At 34.3% G+C, this 16,541-nt stretch carries 19 protein-coding genes, 1 other RNA gene and 1 pseudogene; 2 read left to right on the top strand and 19 right to left on the bottom strand.

Annotated elements, in window-relative coordinates; translation table 11 throughout:
• Nucleotides 1–105: 105 nt before the first annotated feature.
• From ABWU65_RS07020 to ssrA, 4 genes are all read right to left on the bottom strand, one after another.
• Nucleotides 106–2,217 (bottom strand): DNA translocase FtsK, encoded by a 2,112-nt coding sequence (locus ABWU65_RS07020; RefSeq protein ID WP_012481755.1) that lies wholly within the window; start codon nucleotides 2,215–2,217, stop codon nucleotides 106–108.
• A complete protein-coding gene (locus ABWU65_RS07015) occupies nucleotides 2,218–2,496 on the bottom strand; it encodes a YggT family protein (RefSeq protein WP_012481756.1) in 279 nt (92 codons plus the stop codon). It abuts the gene before it with no gap.
• Between the two features lie 490 nt (nucleotides 2,497–2,986).
• Nucleotides 2,987–3,415, bottom strand: coding sequence for a ClpXP protease specificity-enhancing factor SspB (locus tag ABWU65_RS07010; protein WP_353280537.1), 429 nt, complete (start codon nucleotides 3,413–3,415; stop codon nucleotides 2,987–2,989).
• Between the two features lie 14 nt (nucleotides 3,416–3,429).
• Nucleotides 3,430–3,767, bottom strand: a transfer-messenger RNA (tmRNA) gene (gene ssrA, locus ABWU65_RS07005).
• A gap of 462 nt (nucleotides 3,768–4,229) precedes the next feature.
• Here ssrA and ABWU65_RS07000 point away from each other — a divergent pair.
• Complete coding sequence (locus ABWU65_RS07000; RefSeq protein WP_353280535.1) at nucleotides 4,230–5,213, top strand: hypothetical protein; 984 nt, start codon at nucleotides 4,230–4,232, stop codon at nucleotides 5,211–5,213.
• A 52-nt stretch (nucleotides 5,214–5,265) separates the two neighbouring features.
• On the opposite strand, the gene cgtA is transcribed toward ABWU65_RS07000, so the two are convergent.
• The 8 genes from cgtA to ABWU65_RS06960 all read right to left on the bottom strand — a co-directional run bounded on the left by cgtA (nucleotide 5,266) and on the right by ABWU65_RS06960 (nucleotide 11,127).
• Nucleotides 5,266–6,279: an Obg family GTPase CgtA gene (gene cgtA / locus ABWU65_RS06995; protein ID WP_353280533.1), complete on the bottom strand. Its 1,014-nt coding sequence runs from the start codon at nucleotides 6,277–6,279 to the stop codon at nucleotides 5,266–5,268.
• Nucleotides 6,267–7,541 carry a phosphopyruvate hydratase gene (gene eno, locus ABWU65_RS06990; protein WP_353280532.1) on the bottom strand — a complete coding sequence of 425 codons (1,275 nt, stop codon included), beginning with the start codon at nucleotides 7,539–7,541 and terminating at the stop codon, nucleotides 6,267–6,269. Before eno ends, cgtA begins: the two co-directional genes overlap by 13 nt.
• On the bottom strand, nucleotides 7,538–7,774 hold the full coding sequence (locus ABWU65_RS06985) for a WPE palindromic element domain-containing protein (RefSeq protein ID WP_353280530.1): 237 nt from the start codon (nucleotides 7,772–7,774) through the stop codon (nucleotides 7,538–7,540). Before ABWU65_RS06985 ends, eno begins: the two co-directional genes overlap by 4 nt.
• Nucleotides 7,775–7,861: 87 nt before the next feature.
• Complete coding sequence (locus ABWU65_RS06980) at nucleotides 7,862–8,860, bottom strand: glutamate ligase domain-containing protein (protein ID WP_353280529.1); 999 nt, start codon at nucleotides 8,858–8,860, stop codon at nucleotides 7,862–7,864.
• A 9-nt stretch (nucleotides 8,861–8,869) separates the two neighbouring features.
• Nucleotides 8,870–9,481, bottom strand: coding sequence for an SURF1 family protein (locus ABWU65_RS06975; protein ID WP_353280528.1), 612 nt, complete (start codon nucleotides 9,479–9,481; stop codon nucleotides 8,870–8,872).
• Between the two features lies 1 nt (nucleotide 9,482).
• Nucleotides 9,483–9,959: a bacterioferritin gene (gene bfr / locus ABWU65_RS06970; protein ID WP_007302660.1), complete on the bottom strand. Its 477-nt coding sequence runs from the start codon at nucleotides 9,957–9,959 to the stop codon at nucleotides 9,483–9,485.
• Nucleotides 9,960–10,012: 53 nt separating this feature from the next.
• Nucleotides 10,013–10,486, bottom strand: a complete 474-nt coding sequence (locus tag ABWU65_RS06965) for an RDD family protein (RefSeq protein ID WP_007302659.1) — start codon at nucleotides 10,484–10,486, stop codon at nucleotides 10,013–10,015.
• On the bottom strand, nucleotides 10,486–11,127 hold the full coding sequence (locus ABWU65_RS06960; RefSeq protein WP_007302658.1) for an HAD family hydrolase: 642 nt from the start codon (nucleotides 11,125–11,127) through the stop codon (nucleotides 10,486–10,488). Before ABWU65_RS06960 ends, ABWU65_RS06965 begins: the two co-directional genes overlap by 1 nt.
• Before the next feature lie 143 nt (nucleotides 11,128–11,270).
• On the opposite strand from ABWU65_RS06960, the gene ABWU65_RS06955 reads away from it, so the two are divergent.
• On the top strand, nucleotides 11,271–12,455 hold the full coding sequence (locus ABWU65_RS06955) for a hypothetical protein (RefSeq protein ID WP_353280527.1): 1,185 nt from the start codon (nucleotides 11,271–11,273) through the stop codon (nucleotides 12,453–12,455).
• A 128-nt stretch (nucleotides 12,456–12,583) separates the two neighbouring features.
• On the opposite strand, the gene ABWU65_RS06950 is transcribed toward ABWU65_RS06955, so the two are convergent.
• From ABWU65_RS06950 to ABWU65_RS06920, 7 genes and pseudogenes are all read right to left on the bottom strand, one after another.
• Complete coding sequence (locus ABWU65_RS06950; protein ID WP_007301972.1) at nucleotides 12,584–12,940, bottom strand: transposase; 357 nt, start codon at nucleotides 12,938–12,940, stop codon at nucleotides 12,584–12,586.
• Nucleotides 12,941–13,047: 107 nt separating this feature from the next.
• Nucleotides 13,048–13,524 carry a transposase gene (locus ABWU65_RS06945; protein ID WP_019236989.1) on the bottom strand — a complete coding sequence of 159 codons (477 nt, stop codon included), beginning with the start codon at nucleotides 13,522–13,524 and terminating at the stop codon, nucleotides 13,048–13,050.
• A gap of 16 nt (nucleotides 13,525–13,540) precedes the next feature.
• On the bottom strand, nucleotides 13,541–13,663 hold the full coding sequence (locus tag ABWU65_RS06940) for a hypothetical protein (RefSeq protein ID WP_265025385.1): 123 nt from the start codon (nucleotides 13,661–13,663) through the stop codon (nucleotides 13,541–13,543).
• A 100-nt stretch (nucleotides 13,664–13,763) separates the two neighbouring features.
• Complete coding sequence (locus ABWU65_RS06935) at nucleotides 13,764–14,447, bottom strand: hypothetical protein (RefSeq protein ID WP_353280525.1); 684 nt, start codon at nucleotides 14,445–14,447, stop codon at nucleotides 13,764–13,766.
• 112 nt (nucleotides 14,448–14,559) lie between these two features.
• Nucleotides 14,560–14,978 (bottom strand): annotated as a pseudogene (tnpA, locus tag ABWU65_RS06930) (IS200/IS605 family transposase).
• An 88-nt stretch (nucleotides 14,979–15,066) separates the two neighbouring features.
• Nucleotides 15,067–15,528 (bottom strand): dUTP diphosphatase, encoded by a 462-nt coding sequence (gene dut / locus ABWU65_RS06925; RefSeq protein WP_052264873.1) that lies wholly within the window; start codon nucleotides 15,526–15,528, stop codon nucleotides 15,067–15,069.
• 567 nt (nucleotides 15,529–16,095) lie between these two features.
• A complete protein-coding gene (locus ABWU65_RS06920; protein WP_007301972.1) occupies nucleotides 16,096–16,452 on the bottom strand; it encodes a transposase in 357 nt (118 codons plus the stop codon).
• Between the last annotated feature and the right edge of the window lie 89 nt (nucleotides 16,453–16,541).

Below are 16,541 nucleotides of genomic sequence, written 5' to 3'. Positions count from 1 at the left end.
TGGGATCCAATAAGAAATATCTGGTCATGCGCTGGAACTTTTGAATTCCAGTTATGCAAGAGATCTATTGATCTTAAAATAACTTTCTTTGGTTTAAGTTAAGGGTTATTCTACCAATATCTCTCTCTTTCCTGAGTAACTCGGAGCACTGACAATACCTTCTTTCTCCATTCTTTCAACAATATTTGCAGCTCTGTTATAGCCTATTCTAAGTTGCCTTTGAATGTAACTAGTTGAAACCTTTTGATCTCTCTGAATGATGGCCACTGCTTGCTTGTATAGATCGTTCTCTTCATCTTCTGTTTCACCTTCTGATTCCGCGAAAGAATTTTCATCTTCTTGAGTGATTTCCTCCATGTAGTTTGGCTCACCTTGCGTTTTCAGATGATCAACTATATTTTGCACCTCATCATCACTTACAAATGGACCGTGCACTCGAATAATCTTACCACCAGAGGCCATATAAAGCATATCACCCATACCGAGTAACTGTTCGGCCCCTTGTTCACCAAGTATTGTACGGCTATCTATCTTAGAAGTAACAGCAAAACTAATTCTCGTTGGAAAGTTTGCTTTTATCACACCTGTTATCACATCTACAGATGGGCGTTGTGTTGCCATTATGATGTGTATTCCTGCAGCACGAGCCATCTGAGCTAAACGTTGAATAGAGCATTCTATATCTTTGCCAGCAACAAGCATTAAATCTGCCATTTCATCTACGATCACCACAATATACGGAAATGTCTCCATTTTAAGTGGTATTTTTTCAAATAAAGGTTTACCCGTTGTTGAGTTAAAGCCAATCTGTACAACGCGCTCCAACTCTATTCCGCTATTCATCGCTTCTGTAATTTTTTGATTATAGTTTATTACATTGCGCACATTTAAATATGACATCATGCGATAGCGATTTTCCATCTCTTTCACTATCCACTTAAGAGCAATAACAGCTTTTTTTGGCTCTGTTACCACTGGCGTTATTAGATGCGGTATTGCATCATATATTGAAAGCTCGAGCATTTTGGGGTCGATCATTATCATCTTGCATTCATCAGGACTTAGTCGATAAACAAGCGACAGAATCATCGTGTTAATTGCAACCGACTTACCTGACCCTGTAGTTCCGGCAACAAGCAAGTGGGGCATTTTAGTCAGATCTGCAATAACTGGTTTTCCGCTTATTTCCTTGCCAAGCGCAATTGGAAGATTTAAGTTTGCATTTTGGTATTCTGGCGATTCAAGTAAATCACGCAGCATTACAATCTCTCGCTCCTTGTTTGGCAATTCTATTCCCATGGCATTTTGTCCACGAATTATTGAAATACGTGCAGAAAGTGCACTCATTGAACGTGCAATATCATCTGCAAGACCAATCACTCTTGCAGATTTTGTACCTGCTTGTGGTTCAAGTTTGTATAAAGTCACAACCGGTCCATAACATACACTTATAATTTTTCCTTGCACGCCAAAATCACTCAGAACCTGTTCGAGCAGAGATAAATTCTTATTGCTCTCTAATGCATTCAACTGTTTTCTCTGCAAAGATTCTTCTGCTTTGGAAAGTAAGTGAATGCTTGGAAACTCAAACTCGCTAGAAGGTGGTTTAACAATTTCTTCGGCAGCTTTTTTCTTTCTTTCTTTCGGTTGTTGTTTAGTGGTTATATATTTTTCCTCTACTACTAATGGTGCTATTGAATAATCAGTAGTTTTACGTAACCTGAAAAACAGAACCTTTGTAAAAAGGGAAAATATTTTTTTACATAGGAAAAGCAAAGAATAAACCGTTCTCTTCCAACCAATCAATCCTACAATACCTATTGATGCTACTACTGTGAATATGTAAAACGGGCAGTGGTCAATTAGAGCATTACCGACTATTCCACCGTGCATGTATCTAGCAGTAATGCCAAGCGAAAGTTGCGACAATATAGCATATATTGCTACATTGATTAACGTTAGGTAGATAATTTTCAGCAATGATGCTCTGAAAATTAAAAAGTAAACTATGGTTGTAGCTATTGTAATACTAGCGAGTCCAAGAAATTGAACCAATATATCAGCTAAATATGAACCTACTACTCCGCCCAAATTTGTTACTTCCTGATTTGTAGCTGTATTTAAGGATGGATCTTTATAATTATAGCTAAAAACCGATATATATATATACATTAATAGTGACAAGTATATCGCTGATTTTAGCTGTTTTTTTAACATCTACTTAAAGTAATAAGTAATTGTATATTTTACAAAGTGAATTGCTATTATCAATATCATCACGGATAAATCTAATCCATTGAATGGTTGTATATACCTTCTGATAACCTTTAGTGGAGGATAAGTGAGTCTGTTTAAAGTTTGCATTATGCTGCTTACAATCTCATTATACATGTTAACTACATTCAATTTAATCAACAAATCGAGAGCAATTGAGCATATTAGAACGAAGCTGTAAAGATCAAGTAACAGGTTAAGTAAGTATATGATTGGATGCATATTACTAATTTACACTAAAACCTATTATGTGTAGTGATATGTATAAAATCAAGCCCCACAATAATTTTTATGCTGAAATAGGTGTAAACAATAAGCTATAAGATATTATACCCTTTGATTCCACGTGGATAAAAAACTTATTGATAAATTAACGGAGAGATGTGTACTGTATGAATAGCTTTTTGATCATGTTTATTACATGCAGGATAAGTGTTCAGGTACGTATGAAACCAGCGCTTCTTTTCTTGTCACCTCTTGTTACCTAAATAGCCTCTGTTCAAGTAGCCCCTTTGTTGTCATCCCAGTGCCCAGACACTGGGATCCAGATTGGCACTAAGTTGGTAAACATGAAAGCGCTTTATAACGTTTTTTATGTGAAAGCTAATGTCAGCTACTCAAATGATACCATTTGTTATAAACTCACTTTTACTCTATGGTCTTGTCGATATCCTGAACAGATACAATATTTTTTATTTATAAAATTAAGCAACTACTTATCGTAAAGTTGATCTATAGATATAATACTACCATTTGATGACTTTTCAGCACATTTCTCACTTTCATATTCTTTATCAGAATCAACGCTAAATACTAAAGTATCTCCTGAAATTTTATCATGAAACTCACTAATAGCAAAAAACGGTACAGTGACTTGTTCTTGTTTTCCACGAAAGCTCAAACTGACGCTAAACTTATCTTCAAGAACTTTTAGACCATAAAATTGGTGCTGTAATATAATAAGCATTTGAGTAGGGTATGATTCTTTCAAGTAATCTGGTATGACAACACCGTTAAATCGCATAAAAAACAGTATCTCTAAGTGAGGAGTAAAATCATTATCTAATATAGTATTCAAAGCCTTTTTGATAACTTGAAATTTAGCATAACTAAGCGACTTCTGATAATCTGTTTTATCCATATAACCCTTACATGTTTGGGGGAACTTCTGTTACCCGGCGTTCCCTAAACCGTGCTTATAGCAATGAAGTTATAGTGCCTAAATTAAGCAGCTAATGCAACATTGTCTTCAGCAGCAAAGTTATCGTTTGCATCTAAATTGTGAACTCTTAGCGGTGGTATCTAACCGAGCAAAGCTACCATCTTTACTATGCATGTCGATCCTTACTCGCCCCCGTATCAATCAAAAAATATGGTGGAGGCGCCGAGTACTGCCCTCGGGTCCAATACACCTATTACAAGGTAATTTTATTGCCATAGTACAAAAAATGCACATCTTTATTATACAGTAGTATTGAATAAATGTCAAGTTACTAAACACCAAATCGGCTCTTAGCTAAAAAACTAATATAAAAATTACTTCGCCTATTTATCTAATCTTAGTATAATCAAAGTAGAGGTATTTTTAGAGCTCAAAATCTATCTTCGTCTGCAGACTTTTTTATCAAATAATCAAACTCAGTAAAGAATGTAGCGTATCTTCTTCAGCGCAAATGGGTGCACACATATGCTTAATCTCTGTCGTATGTGCGTTACATTTTTTCTGAATCTTTTCTACGATGAGAATAAATTTAGCTCTTTTTGCAGCTGTATATATTTTAATTAGCAATAAAATAGACATAAGGTTTTTATAGCACAAATGCTTTTGATAAAAGCTTTTTAAGCATCTAGTTCTATTTCTTATACAAAGGAATTTAATTTATTAATAATATTTCTATTGATATTTACTACTACATATAGTATAATAAATTAATTTTTAGTATTAAAATATTACTATGAAGAAAAGTATAGAGATCTTTAACAAAAGTAATACTAATCTTCTGGTTATTTCAACAATAGCTGGTATAGCTTTCATAGCATCAATAATGTCTCTGATTATTGCCTTAAGGTTAACGTTACCTACAATCATTAGTCTATGTGTTGTTGCTCTATTATCTGCTGTAGTTGGTATTTTTTCAATGTATTATGCTATTAGAAACAACATTAACAGATTGGGAAATGTGCTTGATATAAACAATCCCTATGCAAAGAAAGTAGATGTAAAATTCTCACAACTTGACATAATGAATATAATCTGTAACCATAAATATCCCCTAACTGCAAAAATTCAAAAAGAGTACGATGGGTTATGTGATATACTTTGCAATTATGTTACTGAACACGATTTACTATTTGATATAGGTTCATCACAAAAACTTACAGAAAAAAGTAGATATAAAAATATTCTCAGTGAGTTAGAAGCACACACAGTACATTCACACACATTAAAAGCCTCATCCTTAATTGAAAAAATATTGGCATTTTTATTTGGAATTTATCCTTGTAACATATTAACATACCCTCATCAACTAAAAATAATCAATTATAATAGTAGCAGTGGATCTTATTGTATAAAAAAAGAAATACTTGAAAAAGATATTAATAGTATTGGTTCCGGAAATTATATCAAGTTCTGCACTTTTAAAAGAACACCAACTCAATTTCACGGTCATTCTATGTTAATAAGGAAGAATGGAAATGATGATTTTACATTTTTTGACCCTAATGATGGTATTAGATTTAACCTTACACTAAGTGAATTAGTAGCAGTTCTAAATAAAAAAATGTTCGATCATAAAAAAATGTGGTCTCATAATGATGTTGCTTTTATTGACAATACGAAGTTCTTAAAGAAAATTCAAAGCTACCCAAGCCAAGAATTGACACCTACAAATGTGAATATAGCTAAAGATGGGATCAAGGTCAATTGCAGTGTTTAATATACTGAAAGAATCGGATTTACCTTAAGTGACCAACTGTTAAATAAAAAATTCATGTCTTAAAAGGATCATATACATTAATTTCCTTAATTTTCACTTTTTCATTTAACAACCTCAGAATGGGCTGTAAATCATCGTCGATTGATAAACACAGTACTTCTCTATCAAGATAATTGGCTAAATGATTCTTCTTCTCAAGAATTTCTGCTTCCTCCAATAAGTCGCATTTGTTTAACACAACAGTTTCTTCCTTCTTGATAAGGTCGCTATTGTAAAGCTTCAGTTCATTATGTGTACAATTATAAGCTGAAATAATGTCATCGTGAGTTACATCAATTAAATGCAGTAAAATTTTGCACCTTTCTATGTGCCTTAAAAATTTGTGTCCGAGCCCAACTCCAAGATGAGCATCAGCGATTATTCCAGGAATATCTGCTATCACAATTTCGCTATAATCCACTTTTGCTACACCTAAATGTGGTCTTATAGTAGTAAATTCATAATCGCCTACTTTCGTATCAGAATTTGAGCAGCGGGTTAAAAATTTAGATTTACCTGCATTTGGCATACCAATAATGCCAACATCAGATAAAACTTTTAGCTTCAATATTATATTTCTTTCTTCGCCAGGCTGACCATGAGTAAAATGTCTTGGTGCCCTATTAGTAGCAGATTTAAAGTTAGTATTTCCAAGTCCACCTTTTCCACCTTGTACTACTTGAAATTCCATGTCGGGTTTATCAAGATCTACTATCACTTCCTCACTTTCTTCATCGATTATTTGTGTACCAACTGGAACTTTAAGTATAATATCTTTTCCTGCCGTGCCAGATCTATCTCTACTCGTACCACTTTTTCCACTACTTGCTTTAATATATCTTCGACAACGAAAATTAAGCAAAGTGTTGAGATTTGCATCACTGATGAAAATTATGTCTCCTCCCTTGCCCCCATTACCACCGTTTGGGCCACCAAATTCAACGAATTTTTCTCGACGAAAACTTGCGCAGCCATCGCCACCATCACCTGCTTTTAAATATAATTTAACTTCGTCTATGAAGTCCATGCTAACCCACAATAATATTTAGCATTTTCTCCTAATGAACTTTCTATTCTCATTAATTCATTATACTTTGCAAGCCTATCAGAACGCGACAGCGAGCCAGTCTTGATTTGTCCACAATTCGATGCAACCGCTATGTGGGATATCGTTGTATCTTCTGTTTCACCTGAGCGATGCGAAATAATAGCCCTGTAGCCATTTAATTTTGCCATTTCAATAGCAGCAAAAGTTTCCGTAAGTGTTCCTATCTGATTTGGCTTGATTAGTACAGCATTTGCCATTTTCTCCTCTATTCCTTTACTTATTAGTTTACAATTTGTAACAAATAAATCATCTCCAACCAATTGAACTTTATTCCCAAGTTTTACAGTAAGTAATTTCCAACCTTCATAGTCGTCTTCATTCATTGCATCTTCTATAGAAATTATTGGATATTTGCCTACAAGGTCAAAATAATACTGAACCAATTCCTCTGAAGTGAGCTCTCTGTTTTCAAATTTGTAAACTCCATCTTCATAAAAAGTGGATGCAGCAACATCAAGACCCAGTGCAAAGTGATTTTTCATCGAATAACCGGCAGATTCAACAGCCTGAATTATCAAATTAAGAGCTTCTTCAGTGCTTCCAATGTTTGGTGCAAAACCACCTTCATCTCCTACGTTTGTGCTATAACCTTTTTTCTTAAGAATGCTGCGCAAGTTATGAAATACCTCCGCAGATATTCTGATTGCTTCACTGAAAGTCTCAGCACCGACCGGAAGAATCATGAACTCCTGAAAGTCGAGTTTATTGTCCGCATGTACTCCACCATTCATTACGTTAATGAGTGGAACTGGCATCTGCTCTTCCCCTACTCCCAAATACTTATATAACGGCATTTTAAAGCTGTTTGCTGCTGCTTTTGCAACAGCAAGAGACACACCCAAAGTTGCATTTGCTCCAAGTTTAGATTTATTTTTTGTTCCATCTAGTTCAATTAAAACTTTATCAATTGCACTCTGGTTTGCTGCATCCATGCCAATGATTTTATTTGCTATCACTCCACTCACAGATTGAACAGCTTTCAGCACTCCTTTACCACAATACCTTTTTTCATCTTGATCTCTCAGCTCCAATGCTTCTAGTTTACCGGTCGAAGCCCCAGAAGGGACAGCGGCTCTACCTGTTGCCCCATCACATAGTTCTATTTCTACCTCAATTGTTGGGTAACCCCTGCTATCTAAAATTTCTCTTGCAAATACACTGCTAATTGTCTTTTTCATCATGCTAAACCTCTACTAGATTCACAATTGTGTGCACGTTCGGGAAATGTCACCCCAGCGCTGTAACATTTCAGTGTACGAACATTGCAATATACAGGTAATTTGAGTAGCGGATGGTCAGTGCTTGACACTGGAATCCAGTTTTTATTATACAGCCACTTATTTAAAGTTAAGTTTTCTGGATCCCAGTGTCTGGGCACTGGGATGACACCATTCTTAATGGAAGCTATCCCCATATCGCAATGTCTGTACAGTTGTTTGCCTAGACAATGGGATCCAGTTTTACTACACAATTTTATCATATAAATCACCAATGCTTAAGTTTATTTTACTAGCAGCAGCTTTGCAGCTTCTCTTGCTAGTTTAGCTATATTACTACCAGCACCAATAAATAATACTACATCTCCTGAACTTGTCGAATTACTAATAAAATGTGAAATGAGTAAAGCATCATTCATAATCTTCACATCATTAAACCCATTACTGATCAAGGCTTTTTGTATATCATCAATTCCACAGCCAGGAATAGGCTTATCTTCTGGAGGATGGACAGGAGTGAGAATTACATAATCAAACATCATGAAAATTCGTACGAACTCATCAAAAAAATTACGAATACGAGCAAAACGAAGCGGCTCGATAATTCCTGTTACCTTTCCTTTAGTGGTCAAACGTGCTGCTGCTAGAGTTGCCTGTATTTCGTTTGGATGGTGAGCATAATCCTCAATTAACTTAACACCTTTAATATCGGCAATTAAAGAAAATCTCCTTGCTACTCCTTTAAATTCTAAAAGACCTTTTTTAATCTCTTCATCGCTAATTCCAAGTTTCACTGCAACTGATATTGCAGCTAAGGCGTTGCTAACTTTATGCATTCCTATTGCATTCGATAGCACTACATTCTTTATAATTCTGGTACAAGGTTGAATATCTTCTTTTTGTCTTTCGAGAGCGAGTTCTTTTAATCGAAACACCATATGTACATTATCATCATCAATTTCAATACGCTGAACTAACTTTCTAATTATATTAAATTTAGTCTCCCAATCTGCCTCTGATAAATCATATTTTTCCTTCGTTATGTGCTCTCTTACCATCTTAACTTCTTCCCATATTACCTTTTCTAGTATATCCGCGCGTATTGATTTGCTGTTACATTCACCAAAACGTTTTCCAGGACAACGATAGTAACTTCTTCCTCCCTTAGCATTACTCATTCCATAATAAATGGATTTACAATACTGACATACAATTAATTCTTGTAATAAGTATTTACTTCCTCTTTGTTGCATTTTTTCTATTTGTAGCTCTTCTTTTTCCATGCTACCTCCCTACAACTTATATCTATTTTGCCTACAGTAAAATACGCACATAATGAGACAAATAAAGGAAAGTGCAAACCAAGTAATTGCATACTCCAAATGCTTAATTGGCTGTATAGTCAATTTTCCACCAAAATTGTCTTGCCACAATATACATTTTTCTAGCTTAATACCTAGATCATTGGAGATTTCTTCTGTACTTAAGGTAAACCACGTATTTGAAGCAATATCATTTTTGATAAACCAATTTTTGCTACCATCACAATATAAAACTCCACTCAAAGCTACTTTTTCAATTTTTGCTTTTTCTTCTTTTTTTTCTCTGACTATTCCTTTATTCACTAACATGTAATGTCCAGTGGTAAGCAACATAGGAGACAGCACATGATAGCCACGTTGCCCTGCAAAAACATATAGTTCTATGTCACTTAAAATCCCATCGATTTTGACGTGTCTGTAGTTAAATTGTGCGAGATCATCATTAGGTAATAGATAAACAACTGGAAGATCCATATTTTTGATAATATTATTCTTCCAGCTCAATCTAAATAATTGCCATAACCCTAGTGAAAAAAGAAGTAAAAAAGGTATAATGAAAACAAATACTGTTTTTCTTAACACTCTATATTTGTGTTCTTAAGTAATTTTCAATACCCATAAGCTCAATAAGGTCAATCTGTTCTTTGATCCAATGTAAGTGCTCTTCCTCATTTTTCAGTAGTCCTTCTAATAACATTACACTCACGAAATCCTTTTCTTTTTCAGCAACGGAAATTGCCTCTTTGATGCCCTTGATACCTTCTTCTTCTAAGTTAGAATTATCTTCTAAGATTTTCTGCATTGTATCTTTTGTGAACTTTCCTTCATACTTTGAGATTTTATTTGTATCTTGAAAATTTGGCATGCCCTTAAGCAGTAAAATTCTTTCTGCTAGCCTATTTGCATGCTCAAGTTCTTCATTAAGCTCGTTTTTCATCTTTTCTGCAAGTTTATTAATTCCGCTATCTTTAAGAATCGCAAAATGCAAAAGATACTGGCGTACAGAAGTCAGCTCATTTGTAAGTAATTTATTTAAATGTTCTACTATTTCTTTATTCATAACCTTTCTTTAGCTAATATACCAATGTAATCTACATAACAATCAAGGTCACATCAATTTATTTTTCTCACAACAATCGTATCAAATAGCACATCATGAAATGCCTGTTTCCTCTGAGAGAAGCAAGCAACTAAATACCAACTGAAGGTAAGCATCACTATAATCACTTCTAGTGTACTTAAAGCATTTACTGATGTTTGAAAAAGTTTGATAAAGGTGATAATTGAATTATTTAGCATAGGAAGAAAAAACTGAGAGATAGTGCGATCAAATGCTAAGCTCAAACCTATTTTAGAACTATCTAAAGTGATAGTATATATATTCATTAACTGTTGACCAGGAGTTGCTTGAGCTGTTGAAGATATAAAATATGTAAAGTAGCCACAATTTATACACATGTATGACAGGTGTAAAATTAATGGAAAATCCCCTAATGACAACACAATTAGTAAGGTTGGAATTAATAAAATTGCTACATCTATTAAATATGCGCAAAAGCGCCTGTGTACACTAGCGATCTCTGTCATTACCACCTATCTTTCAAATACTTTACTATGAATTCTGTAAGTTTATTAAAATGTTGAAAATATAACAAATCTTCATAACCTCTTATTGATTGTCCGTATACAATAGGTAAGCAATTTGCATTTTGTGCACATAGAATGTCTGTGATGCTGTCACCAACAAAAAACACATTTTCTCTATTTACAGGTAGCGTACTCTCCTCTAGTGCAAATAGCAGTGGAGTTGCAGATGGTTTATCTTCTGCAGTATCACATGATCCAACTATTCTTTCAAAGTAAGAATCTAGTTTAAAGTAGGCAACTTCTTGACGTAAATTAGTATTTTTCTTATTGCTAACTATCGCTAGGTAAATATTGTGGCTTTTCAGCGTCTGGAGCATTCCCTCTACTCCCTCGTTCAGAGTAATATTTTGTAACAGTGCACTATCTAGGTATTTTTGATATATCTGGTTCGCTTTTTTCCACTGATCACCAAACAAATTGACCATGTAGCTCTTTCTTGATTCATGAGAATTTCTATCAACAACTTTACTGCCAGATCCCATCAAATCTAAAGTATGCTTAATAGCATTAGAAATATTATCTTGAGTGTCAACTAAGGTATTATCCCAATCGAATACTACTGCTAACGGGCTATTTTTCATTTTTATATTGTGACGTATTTTAAGTTAATAAGTAAATGATATTTTGATGAAAAAAGCATAAATGAGGTGCTCCTTGTGTCTTAACCATTTTTACATAATTAACTAATATACTGATTTTAGTATAAGCTTTTATTTAGTTGGGTATGACACAGCTTAAAGATACACAAGATATTGAGAAGAAATTCAAGGATGTCTTTGCTGGTGCTTTTCCAGAAGGTACGTCGCTGGAAGATAAAGTGAAGATTATCAATGATTTCCGCCAGGAACTTAAAGCTTACAAAAGGCAAGTAACCAAAGAAAATCCCGGGAAAAGGTTAAAAGATATTTCTGCAGCAGATAATTCTTCACTGGGAGATAAAATCAAGACTATTGCAAAATTAAATCGTAGTCTTAGAGATCGAATGAACCGTGCAGCTAAAAAAGTAGCTAAAGATTTTGAAAAGATCGTCGAATTGAATCGGGAACTTAAAGATGTTTTTCCAGAAAATTCTTCATTGGAAGATAAAGTAAAAATTATTGTTGAATTGCACCGGGAGCTTAAAGCTCAAAAAGGGCGTAAAGATGAAGTGAAGATTATTAAAAAATTGATTCATAATCTTGAAGGTCGAATGGATCGTGCAGCCAAAAAAATAGCTGAAGATTTTAAAAAGATTGCTGGATTTAAACAAAAATTCGAAGGAAAAGACGTTTTTACAAGTAAAAAAGTTGCAGAGTTTGAAAGTAATAAAAAATCTCAAACTACATTAGAAGGCAAAATTTCTGATCAAAATAAACAAGAAAAGATTTCTGTGCAAACAGACAAAATTCGTGACTCAGTTAGCGAAATAAATACTTCTGGAAGATCTGTTTCAGAAGATAGAAACTTTCAACAAGAAAAGATTTCTGTTCAAAAAGATACAGTAACTAAGTTACAACCTTCAGTAAGCAAAGATCCTATAAAAGATAAACCGAGCGATAAAAAGCCTAAAATTTCGTTAAAACAAGTCTCAGTGGATAGGAATGCTACAGAAAAAAAATCTAATAATAAAAAATCTCAGTTGAGTGAAAAGAAAAATATAGCTCAACCGAAAGAAAATCAAAAAGAAGAAGGCTTTTTGGTACGTTTTCTGAAGAAAATATTCAAAAAACTTTTTGGTGAAGATAAAAAGAGTGTAGAGGATATAAAAGGAACTACTCAAAAAAGCACTTCAAATGATGAAGGGCAACAACAAAATAAGCTCCTTTCAAATCAAGACCAAAGCGCAAGTGAAGGTTTAAAGCAAATTGATAATCCATTGGTAACTCCTGTCACGAAAGTAGAAAAAACAAAGACAGACCATGAAAGATAATTCGCCTTAGATTTCTTGCATAGTCTGGGGTCTAATTTGTCATCCTATGGCTTGACCATAGCTAAAAATCTGGATTCCAGCTGGCTTTGTTGCACAGCTCTTCGGATAGTGGGTAATGTATAATAAATTCATGAAGCTATATCAAACTTAGCCATGCCTATTTCAGTAAATTTGTTAAGCAAATAACACTTGAGTAGCAGTTCCTTCTCACGATTAATCTCAGATTTATTCCTAAAACTAAATCCAAATATTTGCTTCAGTCGCGAGAAAAAACTTTCTATATAAGATCTCTTCCAATAATTTATCTCTTTTTTCCACCTCTTCATACCATCTTCATCATATGACTTTATGAGCTTGATTGTAGAATTTCTCTCATTCATATAATCCAACTTTGGATGCTCTACTGCATTATTTTGCGGAGGAATCCTTGTCTTTATGTCAAGCTCATCGCACAGTTTGTATAACTTCTTTCGATCTATCTGCATATATCGTGCTTATGTTATACTTGGTATCCACTCTTTCAATAAGATCACAGGCTCCATAGTGGTCGGAATAAACTCCACTACTGTATTTTGCAGCTATAACTTTTTTACTACCTATCTCTAGCATTACATCTTGTTTGCTCATAGCGGCGATACTTTCTATCTGTACCATTTGCCTTACTATGGCCTGGAATATTATTGTAGATGCTGATACCTGTACTATCTATAGCAATTTCAATATCTTCCATATCGTTCTTATCAACTCTGCAGTCGTTGATTTTGATATTAAGCTTTTTAAACCTTCTTGAAGCCTGCGAATAGCTGATAATTTGCAAAATTTTCCCTATTTGCTCAAGATATTTCTCTATAAATCCCACTGTTTGCCTAAGACCAATCCTGAATAGATAGGTTATTATGTGAATTAGAATCACTACTTTGTCGCTGTAGACATTGTTGCCACCTGCTACTTTTGGACTATTTTCGTACCAATTTTCAATGGCATCGTTGATATAATGAAAAACATTTCCCCTTTCTTGAAGAAATTTGTTATATTCATTGCAGTTACTGACTTTCATTCTTATTGGCATATTTTTCCTTTGTCGGCTAAATATCTATTTTATAACAAATTCCATCAGTAACTGCCTGTTCTTTCCTTGAGTGGTGCAACAAAGCCATCCCAGTGTCAAGCACTGGGATGACACCACTTTTGCTTCGATATTTACACATTAGTCATGCATCTGAACGGATACTTTGAGACAGCTTCTATAATAAGCTTAAGTAACCTAACACTAAAAAGTGAAGGGCAGACTTATTTAGTCTGCCTATTTTATACTAAAATTTTTAATGGTTTTCCTTCCTCTTGTTGTTGTTGTTCAACTTTTGATGATTTAACAGTTGAGCTTGGCACAAATTCGATGGTTAGTTCTTGAACATTATTTTCTTCAACGTTTAAACCTAACGTTTTTAACTCCTGTCCACAATTTATCTGTTCAAATGTACTATCCCCTTTCTTCTTGTATAGCTGATGTATATCAAGGAGTTTAGTGTTGCCAAGCAAGATTGGATCAGGATTACCAATATATCTGATCTGACCATAACTCTCAGCTTTGAATACTTCGCCTTTTGAGTTAGTAAAATCTATAGTATATTCACCATTTTCGTTCTTATAGTTCTTTTCAATAAATTCAAGATCTTTATTTGTTACCTGCAACATCAGGTATCTTTGAGAGCTACCAGCAACAATTCTCGGAGCTTTAAGTTCAGATATTTCATTATTTTTCATGAAGGAATATATTGCTAAACTAATCAGTGCAACAGTAACAAATGCTAAAACACTCATTCCAAGTGGTGTAGCTGCAAAAGCTGCAAGTCGAGCAAGTATATAAGTTGAAGACATCAAATATGGTGATGAAAGTGCTACTGCTGCGCCTATAACATACAGAGAAGTAAGTACTAAAAGTGCAGTATTTGTTTTGTGGAGCTGGCCACGGTGGTTTTTAAAAATTAACATAATTGCCTCATTTAAATTAATTAAAGTTGTATGTAAAGAATTATTATTGTCAACTTATAAACATTCAACCACTATGGATTAAAATCCAAAGATTGAGAGAGAGCATAGAATGCTAACTTTCGACTTGAAAGTCACCAAATTTATCTTCTTTTTTAGAGTGATTTTCAATATAATTTTTTATCATTTCGTCAGTTACATTTCCGCTAGTCCTGACAAAGTAGCCTACTGCCCACAACCCAATATCTCTTTTTTAGCTCTGGAAAGTTTTGCTGGATTTTTCTGGAACTTTTTCCTTTTATTAACTGCACTAACTTACTAATACTTAAGTATGGGGGTACAGAAACGTATACGTGTACATGACTTGACGCAACTCTACCTCTGATAATTTCTACTTGATTATTTGCACATACTTCTTGTACAACTTCTTTAGCTTTCTGTCCAATATCTCCAACTAGTACTGGATATCGATATTTTGTTATCCACACTATGTGATATATATACAGAGTGACTGCTTTTTCTATAATATTCCACATTCTTTCAGATTTTTCACCTTAAAATTATATTCTTAAAAGGATGGACTTCAAGTCCAGGATTTTTCTCCCAAATTTGGGACAATAAATTATCTACCACTTGAGCCAAAGCCTCCTTCATTGCGAGCAGTTTCTTTTGCATAGAATTCTTCTATGTTGTTCCAAATTATCTCAGGTACAGGAGTGATAAGAATTTGTGCAATTCTATCTCCTCTTTTTATTTCATATGGCTGATTACTTAGATTGATTAGGCAAACTTTAACTTCACCTCGATAATCGGAGTCTATAGTGCCCGGAGAATTTAAGACAGTGATTCCATGTTTTGCAGCAAGCCCAGAACGTGGGCGGATTTGCCCCTCAAAACCGTTTGGTATTGCAATCACAATTCCAGTTGGAACAAGTAATCTCTCAAGTGGATTTAAAACAGCAGAGTCATTCAATGCAGCATAAAGATCCATGCCAGCACTCTGCATAGTTGCATAACAGGGAAGAGGCAAGCTTTCGCCATGTGATAACTTTTTTATTTCTACTTTAATTTTATCTCTTTGCATTTTTGTTCACCAGTTATGAAAATTTGATTGTAGCATGTAAATTATGCCTGTAAAAGATAAGAAAACTACTTGACAAATCTTTCAGCTTCCTTACTATAAAATTCAAAGTGTTTTATTACCTTCAATCTGTTCAGATTAAACGACAAAAGTATTATACAGTTGGCGTCTTATAAATCTTTCCGCTATGTGCACTTTATGTCTTCACAATAATTTCTACCTAATATAAGCTGAAACGGGCTTATAAAACGTTTAAAACAGTACGTTTGTATAGAGGGTGTCATTCCAGCGCGTGACGCTGGTTCCTGGATCTCAGTGTCTGGGCACTGGGATGAGAAAAAAGGGGCTACTTGAATGACACCTTATGTTCCAGCACGTGACACATAATTGTACGAACATTCATTTTTGAATACAGCAAATGGTCAATGCCCAGACACTGGCATCCAGAAATTTTATTAGGTTGGTAAGCACAAAAGTAGTTGCTTTATGCTAAAACACAACGGTTGAAAGACTCGATTCCAGTGGGCTTTGTTGCACAGCTCTTCGGATAGTGGGTAATGTATAATAAATTCATGAAGCTATATCAAACTTAGCCATGCCTATTTCAGTAAATTTGTTAAGCAAATAACACTTGAGTAGCAGTTCCTTCTCACGATTAATCTCAGATTTATTCCTAAAACTAAATCCAAATATTTGCTTCAGTCGCGAGAAAAAACTTTCTATATAAGATCTCTTCCAATAATTTATCTCTTTTTTCCACCTCTTCATACCATCTTCATCATATGACTTTATGAGCTTGATTGTAGAATTTCTCTCATTCATATAATCCAACTTTGGATGCTCTACTGCATTATTTTGCGGAGGAATCCTTGTCTTTATGTCAAGCTCATCGCACAGTTTGTATAACTTCTTTCGATCTATCTGCATATATCGTGCTTATGTTATACTTGGTATCCACTCTTTCAATAAGATCACAGGCTCCATAGTGGTCGGAATAAACTCCACTACTGTATTTT

The sequence above is a fragment of the Wolbachia endosymbiont (group B) of Silvanus unidentatus genome (assembly GCF_964028615.1).
Taxonomy (GTDB): Bacteria; Pseudomonadota; Alphaproteobacteria; order Rickettsiales; family Anaplasmataceae; genus Wolbachia.
Note: the sequence above shows the minus strand (reverse complement) of the source record. Positions and strands in the feature narration are given on the sequence as shown.